This window comes from Stutzerimonas stutzeri (genome assembly GCF_002909485.1).
In the GTDB taxonomy this organism is placed as follows: Bacteria; Pseudomonadota; Gammaproteobacteria; order Pseudomonadales; family Pseudomonadaceae; genus Stutzerimonas; species Stutzerimonas stutzeri_AH.
The window spans coordinates 589,565-610,396 of record NZ_PPXG01000003.1 but is presented as its reverse complement, the minus strand read 5'-3'; the positions used below and the strand labels follow the sequence as shown (position 1 = coordinate 610,396).

17 protein-coding genes are annotated in these 20,832 nt (G+C 62.1%); 11 read left to right on the top strand and 6 right to left on the bottom strand.

The annotated features are described in order from the left end of the window. Positions 1–27: 27 nt before the first annotated feature. The 3 genes from CXK91_RS10260 to CXK91_RS10250 all read right to left on the bottom strand — a co-directional run bounded on the left by CXK91_RS10260 (position 28) and on the right by CXK91_RS10250 (position 4,329). On the bottom strand, positions 28–1,137 hold the full coding sequence (locus CXK91_RS10260) for an ABC transporter ATP-binding protein (RefSeq protein WP_103456030.1): 1,110 nt from the start codon (positions 1,135–1,137) through the stop codon (positions 28–30). Positions 1,138–1,285: 148 nt separating this feature from the next. Then, a complete protein-coding gene (locus tag CXK91_RS10255) occupies positions 1,286–1,915 on the bottom strand; it encodes a response regulator (protein WP_103456029.1) in 630 nt (209 codons plus the stop codon). Continuing rightward, positions 1,912–4,329, bottom strand: a complete 2,418-nt coding sequence (locus CXK91_RS10250; protein ID WP_103456028.1) for a PAS domain-containing sensor histidine kinase — start codon at positions 4,327–4,329, stop codon at positions 1,912–1,914. Before CXK91_RS10250 ends, CXK91_RS10255 begins: the two co-directional genes overlap by 4 nt. A gap of 96 nt (positions 4,330–4,425) precedes the next feature. Here CXK91_RS10250 and CXK91_RS10245 point away from each other — a divergent pair, with 96 nt between their 5' ends. Continuing rightward, a complete protein-coding gene (locus CXK91_RS10245; protein ID WP_103456027.1) occupies positions 4,426–5,448 on the top strand; it encodes a DUF3530 family protein in 1,023 nt (340 codons plus the stop codon). Between the two features lie 6 nt (positions 5,449–5,454). Here the strand turns inward: CXK91_RS10245 and CXK91_RS10240 are convergent, their stop codons facing one another. The 3 genes from CXK91_RS10240 to CXK91_RS10230 are packed head-to-tail and all read right to left on the bottom strand — an operon-like array spanning position 5,455 to position 7,911. Then, positions 5,455–6,222, bottom strand: a complete 768-nt coding sequence (locus tag CXK91_RS10240) for a TerB family tellurite resistance protein (RefSeq protein ID WP_103456026.1) — start codon at positions 6,220–6,222, stop codon at positions 5,455–5,457. Position 6,223: 1 nt separating this feature from the next. Next, a complete protein-coding gene (gene murU / locus CXK91_RS10235; protein WP_103456025.1) occupies positions 6,224–6,895 on the bottom strand; it encodes an N-acetylmuramate alpha-1-phosphate uridylyltransferase MurU in 672 nt (223 codons plus the stop codon). Then, on the bottom strand, positions 6,892–7,911 hold the full coding sequence (locus CXK91_RS10230; RefSeq protein WP_103456080.1) for an aminoglycoside phosphotransferase family protein: 1,020 nt from the start codon (positions 7,909–7,911) through the stop codon (positions 6,892–6,894). Before CXK91_RS10230 ends, murU begins: the two co-directional genes overlap by 4 nt. Positions 7,912–8,040: 129 nt before the next feature. On the opposite strand from CXK91_RS10230, the gene CXK91_RS10225 reads away from it, so the two are divergent. The 10 genes from CXK91_RS10225 (at position 8,041) to CXK91_RS10180 (ending at position 20,790) form a co-directional block, all read left to right on the top strand. Continuing rightward, positions 8,041–10,812 (top strand): LPS-assembly protein LptD, encoded by a 2,772-nt coding sequence (locus CXK91_RS10225; protein ID WP_103456079.1) that lies wholly within the window; start codon positions 8,041–8,043, stop codon positions 10,810–10,812. After that, the gene (locus CXK91_RS10220; protein ID WP_103456024.1) at positions 10,793–12,100 is read left to right on the top strand and encodes a peptidylprolyl isomerase; all 1,308 of its coding nucleotides are present in this window, start codon (positions 10,793–10,795) and stop codon (positions 12,098–12,100) included. Before CXK91_RS10225 ends, CXK91_RS10220 begins: the two co-directional genes overlap by 20 nt. A gap of 103 nt (positions 12,101–12,203) precedes the next feature. Then, a complete protein-coding gene (pdxA, locus tag CXK91_RS10215; RefSeq protein ID WP_103456023.1) occupies positions 12,204–13,196 on the top strand; it encodes a 4-hydroxythreonine-4-phosphate dehydrogenase PdxA in 993 nt (330 codons plus the stop codon). Between the two features lie 124 nt (positions 13,197–13,320). Further along, the gene (gene rsmA, locus CXK91_RS10210) at positions 13,321–14,115 is read left to right on the top strand and encodes a 16S rRNA (adenine(1518)-N(6)/adenine(1519)-N(6))-dimethyltransferase RsmA (protein ID WP_058063690.1); all 795 of its coding nucleotides are present in this window, start codon (positions 13,321–13,323) and stop codon (positions 14,113–14,115) included. A 37-nt stretch (positions 14,116–14,152) separates the two neighbouring features. Next, a complete protein-coding gene (gene apaG, locus CXK91_RS10205; RefSeq protein ID WP_058063689.1) occupies positions 14,153–14,536 on the top strand; it encodes a Co2+/Mg2+ efflux protein ApaG in 384 nt (127 codons plus the stop codon). Next, on the top strand, positions 14,533–15,360 hold the full coding sequence (locus tag CXK91_RS10200) for a symmetrical bis(5'-nucleosyl)-tetraphosphatase (RefSeq protein WP_103456022.1): 828 nt from the start codon (positions 14,533–14,535) through the stop codon (positions 15,358–15,360). Before apaG ends, CXK91_RS10200 begins: the two co-directional genes overlap by 4 nt. Further along, the gene (gene glpE, locus CXK91_RS10195; RefSeq protein ID WP_103456021.1) at positions 15,357–15,686 is read left to right on the top strand and encodes a thiosulfate sulfurtransferase GlpE; all 330 of its coding nucleotides are present in this window, start codon (positions 15,357–15,359) and stop codon (positions 15,684–15,686) included. The genes CXK91_RS10200 and glpE overlap by 4 nt, the downstream gene beginning before the upstream one ends. Before the next feature lie 270 nt (positions 15,687–15,956). Further along, entirely contained in the window at positions 15,957–17,879 is a 1,923-nt protein-coding gene (locus CXK91_RS10190) for a PrkA family serine protein kinase (RefSeq protein WP_103456020.1), read from the top strand. A gap of 81 nt (positions 17,880–17,960) precedes the next feature. Continuing rightward, the gene (locus CXK91_RS10185; protein WP_103456019.1) at positions 17,961–19,232 is read left to right on the top strand and encodes a YeaH/YhbH family protein; all 1,272 of its coding nucleotides are present in this window, start codon (positions 17,961–17,963) and stop codon (positions 19,230–19,232) included. Between the two features lie 10 nt (positions 19,233–19,242). Next, on the top strand, positions 19,243–20,790 hold the full coding sequence (locus CXK91_RS10180) for a SpoVR family protein (RefSeq protein WP_103456018.1): 1,548 nt from the start codon (positions 19,243–19,245) through the stop codon (positions 20,788–20,790). The last annotated feature ends 42 nt before the right edge of the window (positions 20,791–20,832 follow it).

Sequence of the window (20,832 nt, the reverse complement as noted above, 5' to 3'; positions counted from 1 at the left end):
GTTGTTTGGATTTTTCTAGGCGTTGCCTTAGGCCGCTTGCAGCGGGTCCAACGCACGGACGTGCTCGACATGCCAGCCGATCGGCACCACGTCACCGACCCGCAGGGCGCTGTCGAACTCGGCGATCGGCTGTTTGACGAAGAAGTCGTTAACCCCGCATACCTCGAGACGGATACGGATGTGGTCGCCGAGGTAGATGAACTCAGCAACGCGCCCGGTGAAGCGGTTCGGGCAGTTGGCACTGGCGCCGTTGAGCAGCACCCGCTCCGGGCGGATCGACAGGCTGACCGGCGCCCCCGTCGCACCGACGTTGACGGCCAGTGCCTCGACGGTTTCGCCGCGGCCGAGCTTGACCGTGCAGCTATCGCCACGCCGGTCGAGCAGATGCGCCGGCAGGCGGTTGTTCTCGCCGAGGAAATTGGCAACGAAGGTGTTCACCGGCTTTTCATAGAGCGTGCGCGGGTCTTCGATCTGCTGGATCTGGCCCTGATGGAACACCGCCACCCGATCAGACATGGTCAGCGCTTCGCCCTGATCGTGGGTCACGTACACCACGGTGACGCCGAGGCGTTCATGCAGATGCTTGATCTCCATCTGCATCTGCTCGCGCAATTGCTTATCCAGTGCGCCCAGGGGTTCGTCCATCAGCACCAACTGCGGTTCGAACACCAGCGCTCGCGCCAGCGCCACACGTTGCTGCTGGCCGCCGGAAAGCTGCGCCGGATAGCGATTGCGGAAGCCCTCCAGCTGCACCATCGCCAGCGCGCGCTTGACCCGATCCTTGATGTCGGGCTTGGCCATACCACGCACGCTAAGCGGAAACGCCAGGTTCTCCGACACGGTCATGTGCGGGAACAGCGCGTAGTTCTGGAACACCATGCCCATGTCGCGCTTGTGCGGCGGCACGTTGTTGATCGCCCGACCGTCGAGCAGGATTTCCCCTGCCGTCGGCGTCTCGAAGCCGGCCAGCATCATCAAGCTGGTGGTTTTACCCGAGCCGGACGGCCCAAGCAGGGTGAGGAATTCGCCGCGGCGAATGTCCAGATTCAGATCTCTGACGATCAGCGACTCGCCGTCATAGCTCTTCTGAATGCCGCGGAAGCTCACCAGGATATCGTTCGCCGTTGACTCGACCATGCTGCTGCACCTGCGTAACCGTTGAACCGTGGCTACAGCGTAGAAGCGCAACGGCGGCGGAGAAATCGGTACAGCGGAGCGATTGGCCTAGGCGTGAGGGAGAGTCGCGTGTAGGGAACGCCCTACACGCAGGGTCGGCGGCTGGCGGTCAGACCAACTTGTGCTCCATTGCGTAGCGCACCAGATCAGCCACCGAATGCGCCGCCAGCTTCTGCATCAGGCGGGCCTTGTGGGTACTGATAGTCTTGCTGCTCAGGGCCAGCTTGCCGGCGATATCGTTCACTGAGTCGCCCTGCACCAGGCGCTCGAACACCGAATACTCACGCTCGGAAAGCAGCGCATGGGGCGGCCGCGAATCGGTGAGGCCGACCTCGAAGACCATGCGGTCGGCCAGCGCCGGGTCGATATAGCGCCCACCGGCGGCTACCTTGCGCAGGGCGGTAAGCAGTAGCGCCGGTTCGCTGTCCTTGGTCGCGTAGCCGGCCGCGCCGATCTTCAGCGCCCGCGCCGCCATCTGCGCCTCGTCGTGCATCGAAAGCACCAGCACCGCCGGCGGCTGGCTCAATGCGCGGATCCGTGGAATCGCCTCGAGGCCGTTGACGCCGGGCATGGAGATGTCCAGCAGCACCACGTCGCAACTGATCTGCCGCAGCTGATCGAGCAACTGCTGGCCATTGGCGGCCTCGCCAACCACCTGCATGTCGCGCGCCATGCCGATCAGCTGCTTGATGCCCTCGCGGACGATGGTGTGATCTTCGGCGACCATGACCCTGATCATGACGGCAATGCTCCAGTGCTTGCGGCTGATGGAAGCGGCTGCGGGTCCAGTGGAACCCGCGCCGTGATGGTGGTGCCCTCGCCGGGCTGGCTGTCGATTATCAGTTGCCCGCCGAGCATCTGCACCCGCTCGCGCATGCCGACCAGGCCGAACGAGCTGCCAGCGCCACGCGCGGCTACCGGAAAACCGCAACCATCGTCGCTGACGCGCAGACAGAGCATGTTGCCTTCGAGCAGTAACTGCACGCTGACCGTCTGCGCCTGGGCGTGACGCATCACGTTGGTCAGCGACTCCTGAAGAATGCGGAACAGGCCAATGGCCTTGGCGTTACCCAGCAGCGGCGGGCATTCCGGCACTTCGACCAGACAAGCCACGCCGCTACGCTCCTCGAAGCGCCGCGCCTGCCATTCCACCGCCGAGGCGATGCCGGCATCGAGAATCGGCGGGCGCAGCGCGGTGGCGACATCGCGCACACGCTGAAACAGCTGGGCGATCAGCCGCTTCATGCTCTCCAGCCGCTGCGCCAGGCCCGGATCGAGATCGGCGAAACCCAGCTCGCACATCGAGGTTTCCAGCTTGAGCACGGTCAGCACCTGGCCCAGCTCATCGTGCACCTCGCGAGCGATATGCGCCTTCTCTTCCTCACGTACGGTCTCCAGGTGCGCGGCCAGCTCGCGCAATTGCGCGCGCGAGGCATCCAGCTCCAGCTCGATGCGCTTGTTGTCGGTGATATCCCAGACGATTCCGTCCCACACCTGGCGACCATCGGTCTGACCACGCACCGACGCACGGATATCCGCCCAACGCACCTCGCCGTCGCGATTGAGAATGCGCCCCTGCCAGCGCCAGTCCTGGCTTTTCTCCAGTGCCAGCTGCTGGCTGGCCCAGTAGCCGGCCTCGTCATCGGCGTGCACCAGGCTGCGGATGCCAAGTCCGGGCTGTAGCAGGCGCTCGGCGGAATAGCCCACCAGGCGCTGACTGGCTTCGCTGATATAGGCCACTCGCACCGGTTCCTGCGGCCCGTCCCGCTCCAGGCGGAACACCAGCCCGGGCACGTTGCCGGCCATTGCCTTGAGACGCGCCTCGCTTTCCTGCAACTGGGCGCTGGCGCGACGGCGCTCGGTGATGTCGGCAAGGAAGACCACCAGGTATTCGCGGCTGCCGAAGCGCAGAAAGCTGTAGGTGACCGCCGCCGGAAAGCGCTGGCCGTCGGCGCGCAGCCATTCGCATTCATGCACCTGGCGATCGTCTTCGCCAGTACGCGCGGCACGCCAACGCGCCAGCCAGGCATCCATGCCCAGCGCCGGGTCGAATGTTTCCAGCGGGTGATCCAGCAGTCCGCCGGAGGAATGCCCGAGCAGCACCTCGGCGGCCTGGTTGGCGTAACGCACGCGGCTGTCCCAGTTGAGCCAGAGGATGCCGACGGTGCTGTGATCCAGACAAAACTGCGTCAAACGCTGCGCTTCTTCGGCCGCCTCGCGCAGCTCGATGTCGCGCCGGGCAATCTTCAGGCGGCTTTCCAGCAAGCCATGCTGATGGCGCTGCCAGGCAAGCATCAGCAGGCAGGCCAGCAGCAACACGCCGACCAGCAGACTGAGACTGCGCCAGTAATTGACCTCGCGCCCAAGATCGATGCTGCGCGGCTTGAGCCATTGCTCCTGCAGCTGGCTGAATTCCCGCGCCGGGAACTGCCGTACCGCAGCCTCGAGCACTGCGGCGAGCTCGGGGCTGTCGCGCCGCGAGGCGATACGCAGCAGCTGCGGATTACCCAGATCACCGACCACCGCCAGGGAGTCATACTCCACCTGCTGCGACAGGCGCCCGAATACCGGTTCGTCGATGATGGCATAACTGGCCTTGGCTTCCAGTACCTGACGCAGCGCATCGGCCTGGCTCGTCGCCGTCAGCACGGTGATGTTGGGATAGTTGCTGGCAAGGAATTCGGTGACTGGTCCCGGCCCTACGGCGGAGACCAGCTCGCTCGGGTGCAGATACTCAAGATCGATTGCGCGCGGGCCGCCACGATCACCGACGAGCAGCCGCGGGATGCGCAGAAAGGGATCGCTGTAGCGCCACAGGCGCAAGCCAGCCGGCGTCTGGCGCAGGCCGGGCGCCACATCGATCAGGCCGTCATGGGCGGCCTTCTCCAACGCGGCTTCGTCACTGAAACGTCGCCACTGCAGACGCACGCCAAGGTCAGTAGCGAGATGTTCCATCAGCTGCACATGAAAGCCTGACAGGCGACGCTGGCGCTGGTCATACTCGGCATAGGGAGCCCCCATCACCACGCCGACGCGCCACTCCGGATTTTTCTCCAACCAGGCGCGGCTCTCATCGTCCAGCACCACGGCGCCGGCTGCAAACGGCAGCGTCAGGGTAAGTAAAAGAAGAAAGCGCAGGGATAAGGCGAACATATATTCACGCAATTGATGGGCGTGCCGACACGCTGTTGTAATGCATAAACCCTGCCGGCGCCAGCGTGGTGCCGGCTCCGATACCGGAGACTACCCATGCGACGCTTGCCTGCCAGTGTGCTTCTGCTCGGCCTCGCGCTGGGCAGTGGCTTGCCGTACATGGCAGCGGCGCAGGAGCCGGAAACCGCACAGGAAACACCAGTGGACGAGCCAGCAGCGCAGCGTCCGGCACCACAAACGCGCAGCGAGTCGCTGGCCGGAGGACTGCAACGGCAGCTCGAAACGGCAGTGCAGCTTCAGCTCGGCAATGACGACAGATTTCTTGCGCTCTGGCATCAGGCCAATACGCCGAAAGCCCGCGGCGTTATCGTCATCATCCCGAGCGAAGGCGAAACTGCTGATTGGCCTCGCGCGGTACGACCCCTTCGGCGCGGCCTTCCTGAGCATGGCTGGCATACCTTGACGCTGACACCCGATGATCCGGAGCTGAGTCCGGGGCCGCGCCCTCCAGCGCCCGACGCCCCTGCTGCGAACGCAACGCCCGAGACAGACGCAGAGCCTGGCGCGGCCGATTCCCAGCAAACCGCAGCGCAACCACCTTCGGCGGGCTACCTGCCTGAACAAACGGCACCGGCGGACAGCGATGAAGCAACAGAACCGAGCTCGCAAGCAGAGCAAGGCGTACCGGAGCCAGGCCACGCCGAGCGCATGCAGGCTCGCCTTGACGCAGCCATTGAGCACGCCCGCACACTGCAGGCCCCGATGATCGTCCTGGTCGGCCATGGCACCGGCGCCTACTGGGCGAGTCAGTATCTGGTGCAGCTTCAGCCAAAGGATGTCGGCCAGTTGATCGTGATCGACCCACGCGCACCCTCGCAGTCCGACCAGCCACTAGAGACATATCTTGCGACGCTGAAGATCGGCGTCGGCGATTTCTATACCGACACTCGCCGGCCTGCGCAGGAGCAGGCACTACAGCGGCGCATTGCGGCGCGGCGAGCAGACCATCCGGACTACCGCCAGGTGGCGCTGCCCGCCCTGGAGAACGACCGTTTCGGCGAGCAGGAACAGCTGGTACGCCGAGTGCGTGGCTGGCTGGACCGAAAGCCGGCGCGGTAAATCCGCTCAGCGAAACCCGCGACGCTCGCGTATCAATGCGTAAGCGCTGTGGAGTTCACGGGTCCGCTCGGTGGCCTCGCGAACCTGGACCGCATTCGCGCCGGCCCCCGCCTGCTTGTCCGGATGATGCTTGCTCAGCAGGCGTCGGTAGGCACGCTTGATCAGCTGTGGGTCGGTATCCTGGCGCACGCCAAGCAACTGCAACGCCTGTTCGTAGGCACCGCCACGGCCGGCGGGCGCCTCCTTGCGTCGGGCCGCCCCCTGATCAAACGCAGCGATTTCTGCCGCATTCCAGCCCAACCACTTGCCCCAGAGCAGCACCAGTTCGTGCTCACGCGCCCCCATGCTTCCCTGCGCACGCGCCATGCGCCAGCAGGCCTGAATCAAACGACGACCCTCCTCGCGCTGGCCGCGTAACCGGTGCAAGGTATCGCGCAAGCCATCACCGCTGGTTTTGCCGCGATTGAACGCGGCAATGGCTAGCTGCTGCGCCCCTGCATCGAGCCCTTGCCGACGCATTTCATCGCGTGCGGCCTGGATATGAGCAGGGCTCACTCGCCCACCACTCTTGGCCAGGCGCCCAAGCAGAAAGAACAGCAATTCGTTGTCTTGCAGAACCGGTTTGCCGGCCAGGCGCTTACGCAGGCTGGCCCAGGAATCGAGCCCTAGACGACGATCCAGTACCTGCCCCAGCAAACCGCCGAGCAGGGCACCAGGAATGCTGGCCAGCAACCAGCCGATCAGCAGTCCCAACAGCGTAATGGGCCAGAACATGTCAGCGTCGCGCCTCCAGTATCCGCTCGACTTCGGCCAGGCGCTCGTGGGTACCCACGTCCACCCATGCCCCGTCGTAGCGCTCGCCGCTCACCTGCGCATTGGCCATGGCCAGTCGCAGCAATGGGGCCAGCTTGAACGCACCGGCCTGGCAGCCTTCGAACAGCGCCGGGTGCAGAACCGATATCCCGCTGTAGGTCAACGCTGCGCCATCGCCGCCGGGCTCTGTAACTGTCGCGTCAGCCAGATTGAAATCACCTTCAGGGTGATGTGGCGGATTATTTACCAGCACCAGATGCGCGAGCCCCTGAAGCGGTCGTCTCAGCCGGGCAAAATTGTAGTCGGTCCAGATATCTCCGTTGACCACCAGAAACGGCTCATCGCCGAGTAGCCCCAACGCCCGGTGAATCCCACCGCCGGTTTCCAACGGCTCACCTTCGGCCGAATAGCGGATCGCCACGCCGAAACGGCTGCCGTCGCCCAGATAGTCCTCGATCTGCTGGCCGAGCCAGGCGTGGTTGATCATCAGCTCCTCGAAACCCGCAGCTGCCAGTGCACGAACGTGGTACTCGATCAGCGGCACGCCAGCAGCACGAACCAACGGTTTGGGCGTGTGCAGCGTCAGCGGACGCAGCCGCTCGCCCTTGCCGGCGGCAAGAATCATCGCCCTCATGCTTGCGGTTCCCGCGGCAGTTCAGCCAGCAGTTGCTGCAACTCGGCCAGCTCCGGCCTGCGCGCCAGCACTGCCTCGATATAAGCGAAGAAGCGCGGCACGTCGGCCAGATAACGTGGCTTGCCGTCGCGATGGCAGATTCGCGCGAAGATACCGATCACCTTCAAGTGCCGCTGCAGCCCCATCAGGTCACTGGCCCGCAGGAACTCATCAAGCGATTCGGGTAGTGCCACGCCGGCGGCACGCGCCTTGTGCCAATAGCCTTCCAGCCACCGCTGCACCTGCTCCTCGGGCCAACTGAGAAAAGCATCCTTGAACAACGAGGTGATGTCATAGCTGACCGGGCCGAGCACCGCATCCTGAAAATCAAGCACACCAGGATTGGGTTCGCTGATCATGAGGTTGCGTGGCATGTAATCACGGTGCACCAGTACCCGCGGCTGCGCCAGCGCCGAGTCGATCAACAGTCGGCAGATGCGCTCCCACGCAGCCTGCTGCGCTTCGCTGAATGTGTGGCCCAGGTGACGCTGCACGTACCAGTCGGGAAACAGCTGCAGTTCACGGCGCAGCAGCGCCTCGTCATAAGCCGGCATGGGCTGGGTTACCGGCTGCAGCTGGAATTTCAGCAGCGCCTCGATGGCATCATCGAACAGCTCGTTGGCGTTAGTTTGATCGATCACATCCAGATAGGTCTGGCGGCCCAGATCGGTGAGCAGCAGAAAGCCTCGCTCGAGGTCGGCCGCCAGCACCTGCGGCACGTGCACGCCAGCTTCATCCAGCATCTGCGCGACCTTAACGAAGGGCCGGCAGTCTTCCTGAGGCGGCGGCGCATCCATCACGATCAGGCTGCGCTCGCCCCCCTGCCAACGGAAATAACGACGGAAGCTGGCATCGCTGCTGGCAGCAATGAGTTCAGCAGATGGCACATCGCCCCAACCGTATCGAGCGAAGAGTTCAGGCAGTTGTCCTTCCAGCCAGGCGCTGAGGTCCAGCAGGCGTTGATCTTGATGCGGCATCCAGAGGGTCTCCACGGCGCTAGCCGATAGGCGGGTCATGCTTTATTATCCTGCATCTTTCTCAGCCCATCGAGAGGCGTGCGGCCCAGCCGGCCGATGGCTCGCCGCAAGCACGGACCAAAAAACAAGATGGCAGTCAAATACCCCGCGTTTCGTAAAAAATTCCCTCTACTGGTTACTGGCGGTCTGCTTGCATTGCAACCGGTAGCTGTACCTTTCGTCTTCGCTGCCGAACAGTTCGCCTGCCAGCCCGACGCTTCCGGCGGCTGGAATTGCGCGTCCAATACGGCCAGCCCGGCTTTGCCGCCGCGCCCGGTACACAGCGGCAGCGCCGTGAGCACGCCGAGCACCGCCAAGGCGACGTCCGCCAAGGCCCAGCAGCAGCCGACGGCCACCACCAAACTGGTCACCGAGAGCAAGGGTCGCGCCCTCGCCTCGCGCAGCGCCGATTACAGTCACCTGGACTGGGTCCCGCGCGAACAGCTAACACCAGCCCAGCTCGCTGAAACCGGCCCTTACTGTGCCGGTGCTTATGTCGAGCCGGATCGACCCGGCAAGTTCGACACAACGCCAATGAGCGAAGCGCCGACCTATGTGTCGGCCAAGGCGACCCGCTACGAGCAGGAACAGGAGATTGCCACCCTGGCCGGTGAGGTTGTTCTGCGCCAGGGCAGCATCCAGGTCGAAGCAGACGAAGCCAACCTGCACCAGCTGGAAAATCGCGGAGAACTGACTGGCAACGTTCGTTTCCGCGACCGCGATGCGCTACTGGTCGGTGACCGCGCCGAGATCTTCCTCGACAGTGGTGAAGCCAAGGTCGAGAACGCCGAGTACGTCGTGCACTCCGGCAAAGTCCGCGGCAGCGCGCAGTACGCCAAGCGCGAAGAAACCGCGATCATCCGTCTAAAAGATGGCACCTACACCAGCTGCGAGCCGGGCGAGAATACTTGGCACCTTCGCGGTAACAACGTCACGCTGAACCCGGCCACCGGCTTCGGCTCGGCGACCAACGTCACGCTGCGGGTCAAGGATATTCCGGTGTTCTACACCCCGTATATCCACTTCCCCATTGATGACCGCCGCCAGTCGGGCTTCCTCGCGCCGAGCATCGGGTCGTCCAGCGACAACGGCATTTCCGTGCAGACGCCGTACTATTTCAACCTCGCGCCGAACTTCGATGCCACGCTGTATCCGCACATGATGTCCGAGCGTGGCTTGCTGATGGAAGGCGAATTCCGCTACCTGACGCGCAGCAGCGAAGGTCAGTTCGGCGCTGCCTATCTGGACGACAGTAACGACGACCGCAAGCTGCAGTCCGAGTACGAGGACCAGCGCTGGATGTATAGCTGGCAGAACCGTACCGGCCTGGATTCGCGCTTGCTCGCCGAGGTCGACTACACCGATATCAGCGACCCGTACTATTTCCAGGATCTTGATACCAATCTCAGCATCGACCGCCCGGATCACCTCAATCAGCGCGGCACGCTCACCTATCGAGGTAACACTTACACCGCGCGCCTGAATATGCACGCCTATGAGCGCGCCACCGTCGCCGACATCACGCCTTATGAGCGCCTGCCACAACTGACCCTGGACGGACGTCTGCCGTTCCAGCCGGGCGGCCTGAACTTCGCCTACAAGACTGAATTCGTCAGCTTCCAGCGCAGCCTGCGCGACGGCAACTTCATCAACGAAGATGGCAATCCGGAACAGTGGTACGACGATCGCCTGCGTGGCCTGACTCGCGCCGAGGGCGAGCGCATACATCTCGAGCCGGGCGTCAGCCTGCCGCTGAACTGGTCATGGGGCTTCCTCAAGCCTTCGCTGAAATATGCCTATACGCAGTACGACCTGGATCTGGATGACCGCGGCCAGAGTACGCTGGCCAGCTACGAATCGTTCGACAGCAGCCAGAATCGCAGCGTGCCGATCTTCAGCGTGGACAGCGGACTGTACTTCGACCGCGATACCCAATGGTTCGGCAAGGACTACCGCCAGACACTGGAGCCGCGCCTGTTCTATCTCTATGTTCCGGAGGAGGATCAGGACGACATTCCGATCTTCGATACTGGCGAAAGCAGCTTCAGCTATTCCTCGCTGTGGCGCGAGAACCGCTTCTCCGGCAAGGACCGTATCGGTGATGCCGACCAGGTATCGCTTGGCGTAACCAGTCGTTGGGTCGAGCCCAACGGCTTCGAGCGCCAGCGCCTGAGCGTCGGCCAGGCGTTCTACTTTGAGGATCGCAAGGTGCAACTGCGCGGTATCGATTACCGCACACGCTCCAATGCGACCTCGGACGTATCGCCGTATGCGCTGGAGTACATGTACCGCTACAACCGCGACTGGCGCTTCACCTCGACCTTCAACTGGGATCCGGACAGCCACAGCACACGCTCCGGCAGTGCCATGTGGCATTACCAACCGGAAGAAAACCCGGGCAAGATCATCAACCTCGGCTATCGCTATCGCAACGACACCATGCGCTTCGACCAAGCGACCGGCGAGTGGACCTACGGCGGCGATTACGGCACGCCGGACTCGCCGGAGTACATCAAGGACTACTACAAGATCAACCAGCATGACTTCTCCGTCATCTGGCCGGTGGTCCCGCAATGGAGCGTCATTGCTCGCTGGCAGCATGACTACAGCCGCAGCCGCACACTGGAAGCCTTCGGCGGCTTCGAGTACGACAGTTGCTGCTGGAAGCTGCGCCTGATCAATCGCTACTGGGTCGACTACGACGAGACCAGCCTCAACCCCGACCGCAACGACGAGCCGGACCGCGGGATCTTCCTGCAGATCGTGCTCAAAGGGCTCGGCGGCGTAGTCGGCAATGGGACCGAAACTTTCCTCGACGAAGGCATTCAAGGCTACCGTGAACGTGAAGATCAAGCTTTCTGAAGTACTGCGTCCGCTCGCGCTCGGCGCTCTGCTGCTGAGCGGTGCGACTCTCGCGCCTGCGGCCCTCGCTCAGGTTCAGCCACTGGACCGCGTCGTGGCGATCGTCGATAACGACGTCATCATGCAGAGCCAGTTGCAGCAGCGGATACGTGAAGTTCAGCAGACCATCGAGAAGCGTGGCGCTGATGCGCCGCCCATGGATGTCCTGCAACAGCAGGTGCTGGAGCGCCTGATCACCGAAAACCTGCAGCTGCAGATCGGCGATCGTTCCGGCATTCGCATCGCCGATGAAGAACTCAATCAAGCCATGGGTACCATCGCCCAGCGCAACAACATGTCGCTCGACCAGTTTCGGGAAGCGTTGTCGCGTGACGGCCTGAGTCTGGAGAGCGCCCGCGAGCAGATTCGCCGCGAGATGGTTATCAGCCGCGTGCGTCAGCGCCGTGTGGCCGAACGCATTCAGGTGTCCAACCAGGAAGTGCAGAACTTCCTGGCCTCCGATCTGGGCAAGCTTCAGCTGTCCGAGGAGTACCACCTGGCCAATATCCTCATCGCCGTTCCGGAAGCCGCCGACTCGGCGACCATTCAGGCCGCCGAGCGGACTGCCATGGAGACCTACCAGCAGCTGCAGCAAGGCGCCGACTTCGCGCGCCTCGCCGTGTCTCGCTCTGGCAGCGAGAACGCGCTGGAAGGTGGCGACATGGGCTGGCGCAAGGCCGCTCAACTGCCTCCACCCTTCGATACCGAAGTACGTGAGCTGTCGGTAGGCGAGGTAACTCAACCGGTACGCACGCCGCCAGGCTTCATCATGCTCAAGCTGCTGGACAAGCGTGGCGGCGAGACGCAGGTACGTGACGAGGTGCATGTCCGCCACATCCTGATCAAGCCAAGTGCGATCCGCAGCGAAGACGAGGCTCGCCTGCTGGTACAGCGCCTGCGTGACCGCATCAGTGCTGGCGAAAACTTTGCCCAGCTGGCCAAGAGTTTCTCTGAAGATCCGGGCTCGGCGCTCAACGGTGGCGACCTGAACTGGATCGACCCAGCCTCGCTGGTACCGGAGTTCCGCGAAATCATGGCCAATACGGCAAGCGGCGAACTCTCCCAGGTGTTCAAGTCGCCCTACGGCTGGCACATCCTCGAAGTGCTTGGTCGCCGCGCCACCGACGCCAGCGAGCAGTTCCGCGAGCAACAGGCGCTAACCCTGCTGCGCAACCGCAAGTACGATGAAGAGCTGCAGGCCTGGCTTCGCCAGATCCGCGACGAAGCCTACGTCGAGATCAAGCTCTAAACTGCAACCTACAGGCAAGACTGGAATGCGGGGTGATGGCCTAAGGGTCGCCACCCCGTTTTCATTTCAGGCGGACAACCGCCCCCACGCCGAGAGTGCCTTGATGTCTGTTTCCCGCCCCTTCGTTCTAACGCCCGGCGAACCGGCCGGCATCGGCCCGGACCTATGCGTGCTATTGGCTCGCCAGGCCCAGCCTCAGACTCTGATCGCCATCGCCAGCCGCTCACTGCTGACAGAGCGCGCCGCGCTGCTGGGGCTGAAGATAGAACTCCGTGCCGTCGGCCCGAACGGCTGGCCAGCCGAGCCGGCGCCTGCCAATTGTCTGTACGTCTGGGACACGCCTCTCAACGCGCCGGTAACGGCAGGTCAGCTTGATCCGCGCAATGGTCACTACGTACTGGAGACACTGACCCGAGCCGGGCAAGGCTGTCTTGACGGCAGCTTCGCCGGGATGATCACCGCGCCAGTCCATAAGGGCGTGATCAACGAGGCTGGCATCCCCTTTTCCGGGCATACCGAGTTTCTCGCCGAGCTGACGCACACCGAGCAGGTGGTCATGCTGTTGGCCACGCACGGATTGCGTGTAGCGTTGGTTACCACGCATCTGCCGCTCAAGGACGTCGCAGCGGCGATCACGCCCGAGCGCCTCGAGCGGGTTGCGCGGATCCTGCACAACGATCTGGTCAGCAAGTTCGGTATCGCCCAACCGCGCATTCTTGTCTGTGGTCTGAACCCACATGCCGGTGAAGGTGGACACCTGGGCCGTGAGGAAATCGAGGTCATCGAGCCCGTACTGGCCAGGCTGCGCGGTGAAGGCCTCGATCTGATCGGCCCGTTGCCGGCCGACACGCTGTTCACGCCAAAGCATCTCGAGCGCTGCGATGCCGTACTGGCGATGTACCACGACCAGGGCCTTCCGGTGCTCAAGTACAAGGGTTTCGGGGCGGCGGTCAACGTGACCCTTGGCTTGCCGATCGTTCGCACCTCGGTGGACCACGGCACCGCGCTGGACCTCGCCGGCAGCGGCAAGATCGATACCGGCAGTCTGCAGGTGGCGCTGGAAACTGCCTATCAGATGGTCGGCGTGCGCAGCTAACCGCCATCCGGGCGGGTCAGATACGGCCCGGCCGATCTTCTTGCCGCACTCGCCTGCTAAAATACGCCCCTTATTTGCTTTTCAGCTTCAAGCTTCAGGCTTCAAGCTGCTCCCTGGAGCCCCGATGTCCGATTATCAACACCGTGCGCGCAAGCGCTTTGGCCAGAACTTCCTGCACGACGCTGGCGTCATCCACCGTATCCTGCGGGCAATTCATGCCAAACAGGGCGAACGGCTCGTCGAGATCGGCCCCGGCCAGGGCGCGCTCACCGAAGGACTGCTGGACAGTGGCGCACATCTGGATGTCGTCGAGCTCGATCTGGACCTGATCCCCATACTGCAGGGCAAGTTTGCCGAGCGGGACAATTTCACCCTGCATCAGGGCGATGCATTGAAGTTCGATTTCAGCCGCCTCAGCGAGGAGGCGAACAGCCTGCGCATCGTCGGCAATCTGCCCTACAACATCTCCACGCCGCTGATCTTCCACCTGCTCTCCCACGCGCACCTCATTCGCGACATGCACTTCATGCTGCAGAAGGAAGTGGTCGAGCGTCTTGCGGCAGAGCCGGGCGGTGGTGACTGGGGTCGACTGTCGATCATGGTGCAGTATCACTGCCGGGTGGAGCATCTGTTCAACGTCGGGCCGGGTGCGTTCAACCCGGCGCCAAAGGTCGATTCGGCGATCGTCCGTCTGGTGCCCCATGAAACGTTGCCGCACCCCGCGCGCGATCACCGTCAACTGGAGCGCGTCGTTCGCGAGGCGTTCAACCAGCGTCGCAAGACGTTGCGCAACACCCTCAAGGGGCTGCTGGACGCCGAAGCCATCGCAGCGGCGAATGTGGACGGCAGCTTGCGTCCCGAACAACTGGACCTGGCGGCCTTCGTTCGCCTTTCCGATCAACTGACCGAGCGCAGCTAGGGCCCAGCCCCAGACCTGCCCTCCAGCGAGCCGGCCAATGTCCAACGACAATAACTACCGCATCGATGTCAGCATCACGCCCCGCTATCTGGCCGCACAATCTGAGCCGGAACAAAATCGCTACGCCTTTGCCTACACCGTAACCATCGAAAATAATGGCCAGGTGGCAGCGCAACTGATGTCGCGACACTGGATCATTACCGATGGCGATGGCCAGGTGCAGGAAGTACGCGGTGCCGGCGTCATTGGCGAGCAGCCGCTTATCGCACCAGGCGAACACCACGTCTACACCAGCGGAACGCTGCTGGCGACCTGTGTCGGCAGCATGCAAGGCAGCTATCAGATGTTGGCCGAAGACGGCCACAGCTTCGATGCCGTCATTGCGCCGTTCCGCCTGGCCGTACCCGGAGCACTGCATTGACGACCTATGCCGTCGGTGACCTGCAAGGTTGCCTCGAACCGCTGACATGCCTATTGGAGCGCGTTGACTTCAGTCCCTCGCGCGACTGCCTGTGGCTGGCTGGCGACTTGGTCAATCGCGGCCCACAATCGCTGGAGGCGCTGCGTTTCGTCCGCGACCTCGAGTCGTCCGCGATCACCGTACTTGGCAATCATGATCTGCACCTGCTGGCCGTAGCGCACAACATCGAGCGCATGCGCAAATCCGATACGCTACAGGCCATTCTGGATGCGCCGGACCGTTGCGAACTAATCGACTGGCTGCGTCAGCAGAAGCTGATTCACTATGACGACAGACGCCACACAGCCATGGTGCACGCCGGCATTCCACCGCAGTGGTCGCTGGAAAAGGCACTCAAGCGTGCCGCCGAAGTGGAGCAGGCGTTGCAGGACGACGCACTGCTGCTGCCGTTCCTCGACGGCATGTACGGCAATCAACCGGCGAAATGGAGCAAGGAATTGCACGGCGTACCGCGGCTTCGCCTGATCACCAACTATTTCACTCGCATGCGCTTCTGCAAGGCCGATGGCACCCTCGATCTGGAGGCCAAGGAAGGAGCGGATAGCGCCCCCGCCGGCTACGCACCCTGGTTCGCCCATGCCAACCGCAAGACTCGCAATGTCAGGCTGATCTTCGGCCACTGGGCCGCACTGGAAGGTCAGTGTGACGAGCCAGATGTCTTCGCGTTGGACACCGGCTGCGTCTGGGGCAATGCCATGACCCTGATGAACCTCGACAGCGGCGAAATGCATCGCTGCGAATGCGAACATGGGAAAACTGCATGACCGACTTCAAACGCATCCCGCCGGAACAGGCTCAGACCCTACGCAGCAGCGGCGCCGTTATCGTGGATATTCGCGACTCGCACAGCTATGCCAATGGGCACATCAGTGGCTCGCTGCACCTGGATAACCATTCGCTGCCTGACTTCATCGCCTCGGCCGATCTCGACCAGCCCTTGATCGTCACCTGCTACCACGGCCACTCCAGTCAGAGCGCAGCGGCGTATCTGGTCAATCAGGGGTTCTCGGATGTCTACAGCCTCGACGGCGGCTTCGAGCTCTGGCGACACACCTACCCCAGCGACGTCGATCACGGCGAGCAAGCGTAAAAAAATATTTCACCTCAATCGCCCGCCAACCGCGGGCTAGGCGCTCTCAGGCGCTAAAAGGCCGCGCTTAAAATCCCTCCCCCTCCTTGACCTTGCCGAATACGAACTATCCTTGAGTTCAGGCCATCCAAATAAACGAAGCCGGGAAACGGCTGACGGATTTCAGGGTTTCGACCATTAGGTGTTCGGGGGAACTCCACTGGCCGCCACTTCGGCCGGGCCCAGAGTGCCTGATGACGCGCCTATTCGTGCATCGATCGAGGTGAAGTCATGAGCATTTTCAGCCACTTCCAACAACGTTTCGAAGCGACCCGCCAGGAGGAATATTCCCTCCAGGAATATCTCGATCTGTGCAAGGCGGACCCGGGGACCTACGCCAGTGCCGCAGAGCGCTTACTCATGGCGATCGGCGAGCCGGAACTGGTCGACACTTCCGTGGACTCCCGACTATCGCGCATCTTCTCCAACAAGGTGATCCGCCGTTATCCGGCCTTCGAGGATTTCCATGGCATGGAGGAGTGCATCGACCAGATCGTCTCCTACTTCCGCCACGCCGCTCAGGGCCTGGAAGAGAAGAAGCAGATCCTCTATCTCCTCGGCCCGGTGGGTGGCGGCAAGTCTTCGCTCGCCGAGAAGCTCAAGCAGCTGATGGAGCATGTGCCTTTTTACGCAATCAAAGACTCGCCGGTGTTCGAGTCGCCATTGGGGCTGTTCAACCCAATCGAAGACGCGCAGATCCTCGAGGAGGATTACGGCATTCCACGACGCTACCTGAGCTCGATTATGTCACCCTGGGCCACCAAGCGGCTGCAGGAATTTGGCGGCGACATCTCCAAGTTCCGCGTGGTCAAGCTCTACCCGTCGATCCTCAACCAGATTGCCGTGGCCAAGACCGAGCCAGGTGACGAGAACAACCAGGACATCTCCTCGCTGGTCGGCAAGGTGGATATCCGCAAGCTGGAAGAATTCCCGCAGAACGACGCGGATGCCTACAGCTATTCGGGCGCACTGTGCCGGGCCAACCAGGGCTTGATGGAATTCGTCGAGATGTTCAAGGCGCCGATCAAGGTGCTGCACCCGCTACTCACGGCTACCCAGGAAGGCAACTACAACAGTACCGAAGGCCTGGGCGCGATTCCCTACAGCGGCATCTTGCTGGCCCACTCCAACGAGTCGGAATGGCACAGCTTCCGCAACAACAAAAACAACGAAGCTTTCATCGACCGTATTTACATCGTCAAGGTGCCCTACTGCCTGCGTGTCCGTGACGAGATCAAGATCTACGACAAGCTGCTGACAAACAGCTCGCTGGCCCATGCCCACTGCGCGCCGGACACCCTGAAGATGCTCGCGCAATTCTCCGTGCTGTCGCGTCTGAAGGAGCCGGAGAACTCCAATATCTACTCGAAAATGCGCGTCTACGACGGCGAAAACCTGAAGGACACCGATCCCAAGGCCAAGTCGATCCAGGAGTACCGTGACACCGCCGGCGTCGACGAGGGCATGAACGGCCTCTCCACTCGCTTCGCCTTCAAGATTCTCTCCAAGGTCTTCAACTTCGACCCGCACGAAATCGCCGCCAACCCGGTGCACCTGCTCTACGTGCTGGAGCAGCAGATCGAGCAGGAACAGTTCCCAGCTGAAGTGCGCGAGCGCTACCTGCGCTTCATCAAGGAGTACCTGGCGCCGCGCTACATCGAGTTCATCGGCAAGGAGATCCAGACCGCTTACCTCGAGTCCTACAGCGAGTATGGGCAGAACATCTTCGACCGCTACGTGCTCTACGCAGACTTCTGGATTCAGGACCAGGAATACCGCGATCCGGAAACCGGCGAGATACTCAATCGCGTGGCGCTCAATGAGGAACTGGAGAAGATCGAGAAACCGGCCGGCATCAGCAACCCGAAGGACTTCCGCAACGAGATCGTCAACTTCGTGCTGCGCGCCCGCGCCAACAACAACGGCAAGAACCCGTCGTGGCTGTCCTACGAGAAGCTGCGCGTGGTGATCGAGAAGAAGATGTTCTCCAACACCGAGGATCTGCTGCCGGTCATCAGCTTCAACGCCAAGGCGAGCAAGGAAGACCAGAAGAAGCACAACGATTTCGTCGTGCGCATGGTCGAGCGGGGCTACACCGAGAAGCAGGTCCGCCTGCTGTCCGAATGGTATCTGCGGGTGCGTAAATCGCAGTAAGCGGCTGGAAGTCTGAAGCTGGAAGCAGCGCGGCACGCTTCCAGTTTCAGGCCTATGGTTTCAGCCTAGCCCGGAGGGCCTATGAGCTACGTGATCGATCGTCGCCTGAATGGCAAGAACAAGAGCACGGTAAACCGCCAGCGGTTCCTGCAGCGCTACCGTGGGCATATCAAGAAAGCCGTGGAGGAAGCCGTCGGACGGCGCTCCATCACCGACATGGAACATGGCGAGCAGATCAGCATCCCTGGGCGTGATATCGATGAGCCGGTGCTGCACCACGGCCGTGGCGGCCGCCAGACCATCGTCCATCCCGGCAACAAGGAGTTCATCGCCGGCGAGCGGATTCCGCGCCCGCAAGGCGGTGGTGGCGGGCAAGGTGCCGGTCAGGCCAGCAACAGCGGCGACGGCATGGACGACTTCGTCTTCCAGATCACCCAGGAAGAATTCCTCGATTTCATGTTCGAGGACTTGGAGCTGCCCAATCTGGTCAAGCGTCACCTCACCGGCACCGACACTTTCAAAACGGTGCGTGCAGGCATCAGCAACGAAGGCAACCCGTCGCGCATCAACATCGTGCGCACCCTGCGCTCGGCCCATGCCCGGCGCATCGCGCTGTCCGGCAGCAGCCGTGCACAACTGCGAACCCTGAAGGCCGAGTTGGAGCGACTACGTATTGAGGAACCGAACAATTTCGGCGACATCAAGGCTGCAGAGGAGGAAATCGAGCGGCTGATGGCGCGCATCAAACGCGTGCCGTTCCTCGATACCTTCGACCTGAAGTACAACCTGCTGGTCAAGCACCCCAACCCCAGCTCTAAGGCGGTGATGTTCTGCCTGATGGACGTGTCCGGTTCCATGACCCAGGCCACCAAGGACATCGCCAAGCGCTTCTTCATCCTGCTGTACCTGTTCCTCAAGCGGAACTACGACAAGATCGATGTGGTATTCATCCGTCACCACACCAGCGCCAAGGAAGTCGACGAGGAAGAGTTCTTCTACTCGCGGGAAACCGGCGGCACCATCGTTTCCAGCGCGCTGAAGATGATGCAGGAGATCATGGCCGAGCGTTACCCCGCCAATGAATGGAACATCTACGCCGCCCAGGCTTCCGACGGCGACAACTGGAACGACGACTCGCCGCTGTGCCGCGACATCCTGATCAACCAGATCATGCCGTTCGTGCAGTACTTCACCTACGTCGAAATCACCCCGCGCGAGCACCAGGCACTCTGGTACGAGTACAACCAAGTGGCTGAAGCCTATTCCGATGCGTTCGCCCAACAGCAGTTGGTCAGCGCCGGAGACATCTATCCAGTGTTCCGCGAACTCTTCCAGCGACGCATGACCAGCTGAGGTGTGCAGCATGAAGCGACAGCCCATTTCCACCGGTTCGGAATGGACCTTCGACCTGATTCGGCAATACGACCGCGAGATCGGCCGTATCGCCGAACGCTACGCGCTGGATACCTACCCGAACCAGATCGAGGTGATCACCGCCGAGCAGATGATGGACGCCTACGCCTCCGTCGGCATGCCGCTGGGTTACCACCACTGGTCCTACGGCAAGCAATTCCTGCACACGGAGAAGAACTACAAGCGTGGCCAGATGGGCCTGGCCTACGAGATCGTGATCAACTCCGATCCCTGCATTGCCTACCTGATGGAAGAAAACACCATGTGCATGCAGGCGCTGGTGATTGCCCACGCCAGTTACGGCCACAACAGCTTCTTCAAGGGCAACTACCTGTTCCGCACTTGGACCGACGCCAGCTCGATCATCGATTACCTGGTCTTCGCCAAGCAGTACATCATGCAATGCGAAGAGCGCCACGGCATCGATGCGGTGGAGGACCTGCTCGATTCCTGCCACGCGCTGATGAACTATGGCGTTGATCGCTACAAGCGACCCTATCCCATTTCTGCCGAAGAAGAGCGGCGGCGGCAGAAGGATCGCGAAGAGCATCTGCAGCGGCAGATCAACGACCTCTGGCGCACCATCCCCAAGGGTGCGGAAAAGGGCGATGCCCTGGCGGACAGCCAACGCTTCCCCGCCGAACCCCAGGAGAACATTCTCTATTTCATCGAGAAACATGCCCCGCTGCTCGAGCCCTGGCAGCGCGAGGTGGTGCGCATCGTGCGCAAGATCGCGCAGTACTTTTATCCGCAGCGCCAGACCCAGGTAATGAACGAAGGCTGGGCCACGTTCTGGCACTACACCCTGCTCAACGACCTTTACGACGAAGGCCTGGTTACCGACGGCTTCATGATGGAGTTCCTGCAGTCGCATACCAGCGTGATCTATCAGCCCGGCTTCGACAGCCCTTACTACAGCGGCATCAATCCCTACACCCTGGGGTTTGCGATGTATCAGGACATCCGCCGGATCTGCGAGCACCCGACCGAGGAAGACAAGCGCTGGTTCCCGGACATTGCCGGCAGCGACTGGCTGACCACGGTGAAATTCGCCATGAACAACTTCAAGGATGAGAGTTTTATCCTGCAATTCCTCTCGCCCAAGGTAATCCGCGACCTCAAGCTGTTCAGCATCCTCGATGACGATCGCAAGGACGAGCTGCTGGTCCCGGCGATCCACGACGAAAGTGGCTACCACACCATTCGGGAGCTGCTGGCAGCGCAATACAACCTGGGCAATCGCGAGCCCAACGTGCAGGTCTGGAGCGTTGACCGCCGTGGCGACCGCTCGCTCACCCTGCGTCACCAGCAGCACGACCGCAAACCGTTGGGCGTTTCCACCGACGAGGTACTCAAGCACCTGCACCGGCTTTGGGGCTTCGACGTGCACCTGCAATCGATGCAGGACGACAAGCTGGTCAATACCCACCATATGACGCAGCGCCCAAGCAGCGAGGCCGAGGGCGACAACCGCTTTCCCGGGATGAGCTTCGCCTGATATTGGCCACGGGGAAGGCTCGCCCGGTATTTGCCCTCACAT

Coding starts and splice junctions, on each gene's coding strand:
- CXK91_RS10260 (WP_103456030.1), bottom strand. CDS start 1,137: ATGGTCGAGTCAACGGCGAACGATATCCTGGTGAGCTTCCGCGGCATT.
- CXK91_RS10255 (WP_103456029.1), bottom strand. CDS start 1,915: ATGATCAGGGTCATGGTCGCCGAAGATCACACCATCGTCCGCGAGGGC.
- CXK91_RS10250 (WP_103456028.1), bottom strand. CDS start 4,329: ATGTTCGCCTTATCCCTGCGCTTTCTTCTTTTACTTACCCTGACGCTG.
- CXK91_RS10245 (WP_103456027.1), top strand. CDS start 4,426: ATGCGACGCTTGCCTGCCAGTGTGCTTCTGCTCGGCCTCGCGCTGGGC.
- CXK91_RS10240 (WP_103456026.1), bottom strand. CDS start 6,222: ATGTTCTGGCCCATTACGCTGTTGGGACTGCTGATCGGCTGGTTGCTG.
- murU (WP_103456025.1), bottom strand. CDS start 6,895: ATGAGGGCGATGATTCTTGCCGCCGGCAAGGGCGAGCGGCTGCGTCCG.
- CXK91_RS10230 (WP_103456080.1), bottom strand. CDS start 7,911: ATGCCGCATCAAGATCAACGCCTGCTGGACCTCAGCGCCTGGCTGGAA.
- CXK91_RS10225 (WP_103456079.1), top strand. CDS start 8,041: ATGGCAGTCAAATACCCCGCGTTTCGTAAAAAATTCCCTCTACTGGTT.
- pdxA (WP_103456023.1), top strand. CDS start 12,204: ATGTCTGTTTCCCGCCCCTTCGTTCTAACGCCCGGCGAACCGGCCGGC.
- rsmA (WP_058063690.1), top strand. CDS start 13,321: ATGTCCGATTATCAACACCGTGCGCGCAAGCGCTTTGGCCAGAACTTC.
- apaG (WP_058063689.1), top strand. CDS start 14,153: ATGTCCAACGACAATAACTACCGCATCGATGTCAGCATCACGCCCCGC.
- glpE (WP_103456021.1), top strand. CDS start 15,357: ATGACCGACTTCAAACGCATCCCGCCGGAACAGGCTCAGACCCTACGC.
- CXK91_RS10190 (WP_103456020.1), top strand. CDS start 15,957: ATGAGCATTTTCAGCCACTTCCAACAACGTTTCGAAGCGACCCGCCAG.
- CXK91_RS10185 (WP_103456019.1), top strand. CDS start 17,961: ATGAGCTACGTGATCGATCGTCGCCTGAATGGCAAGAACAAGAGCACG.
- CXK91_RS10180 (WP_103456018.1), top strand. CDS start 19,243: ATGAAGCGACAGCCCATTTCCACCGGTTCGGAATGGACCTTCGACCTG.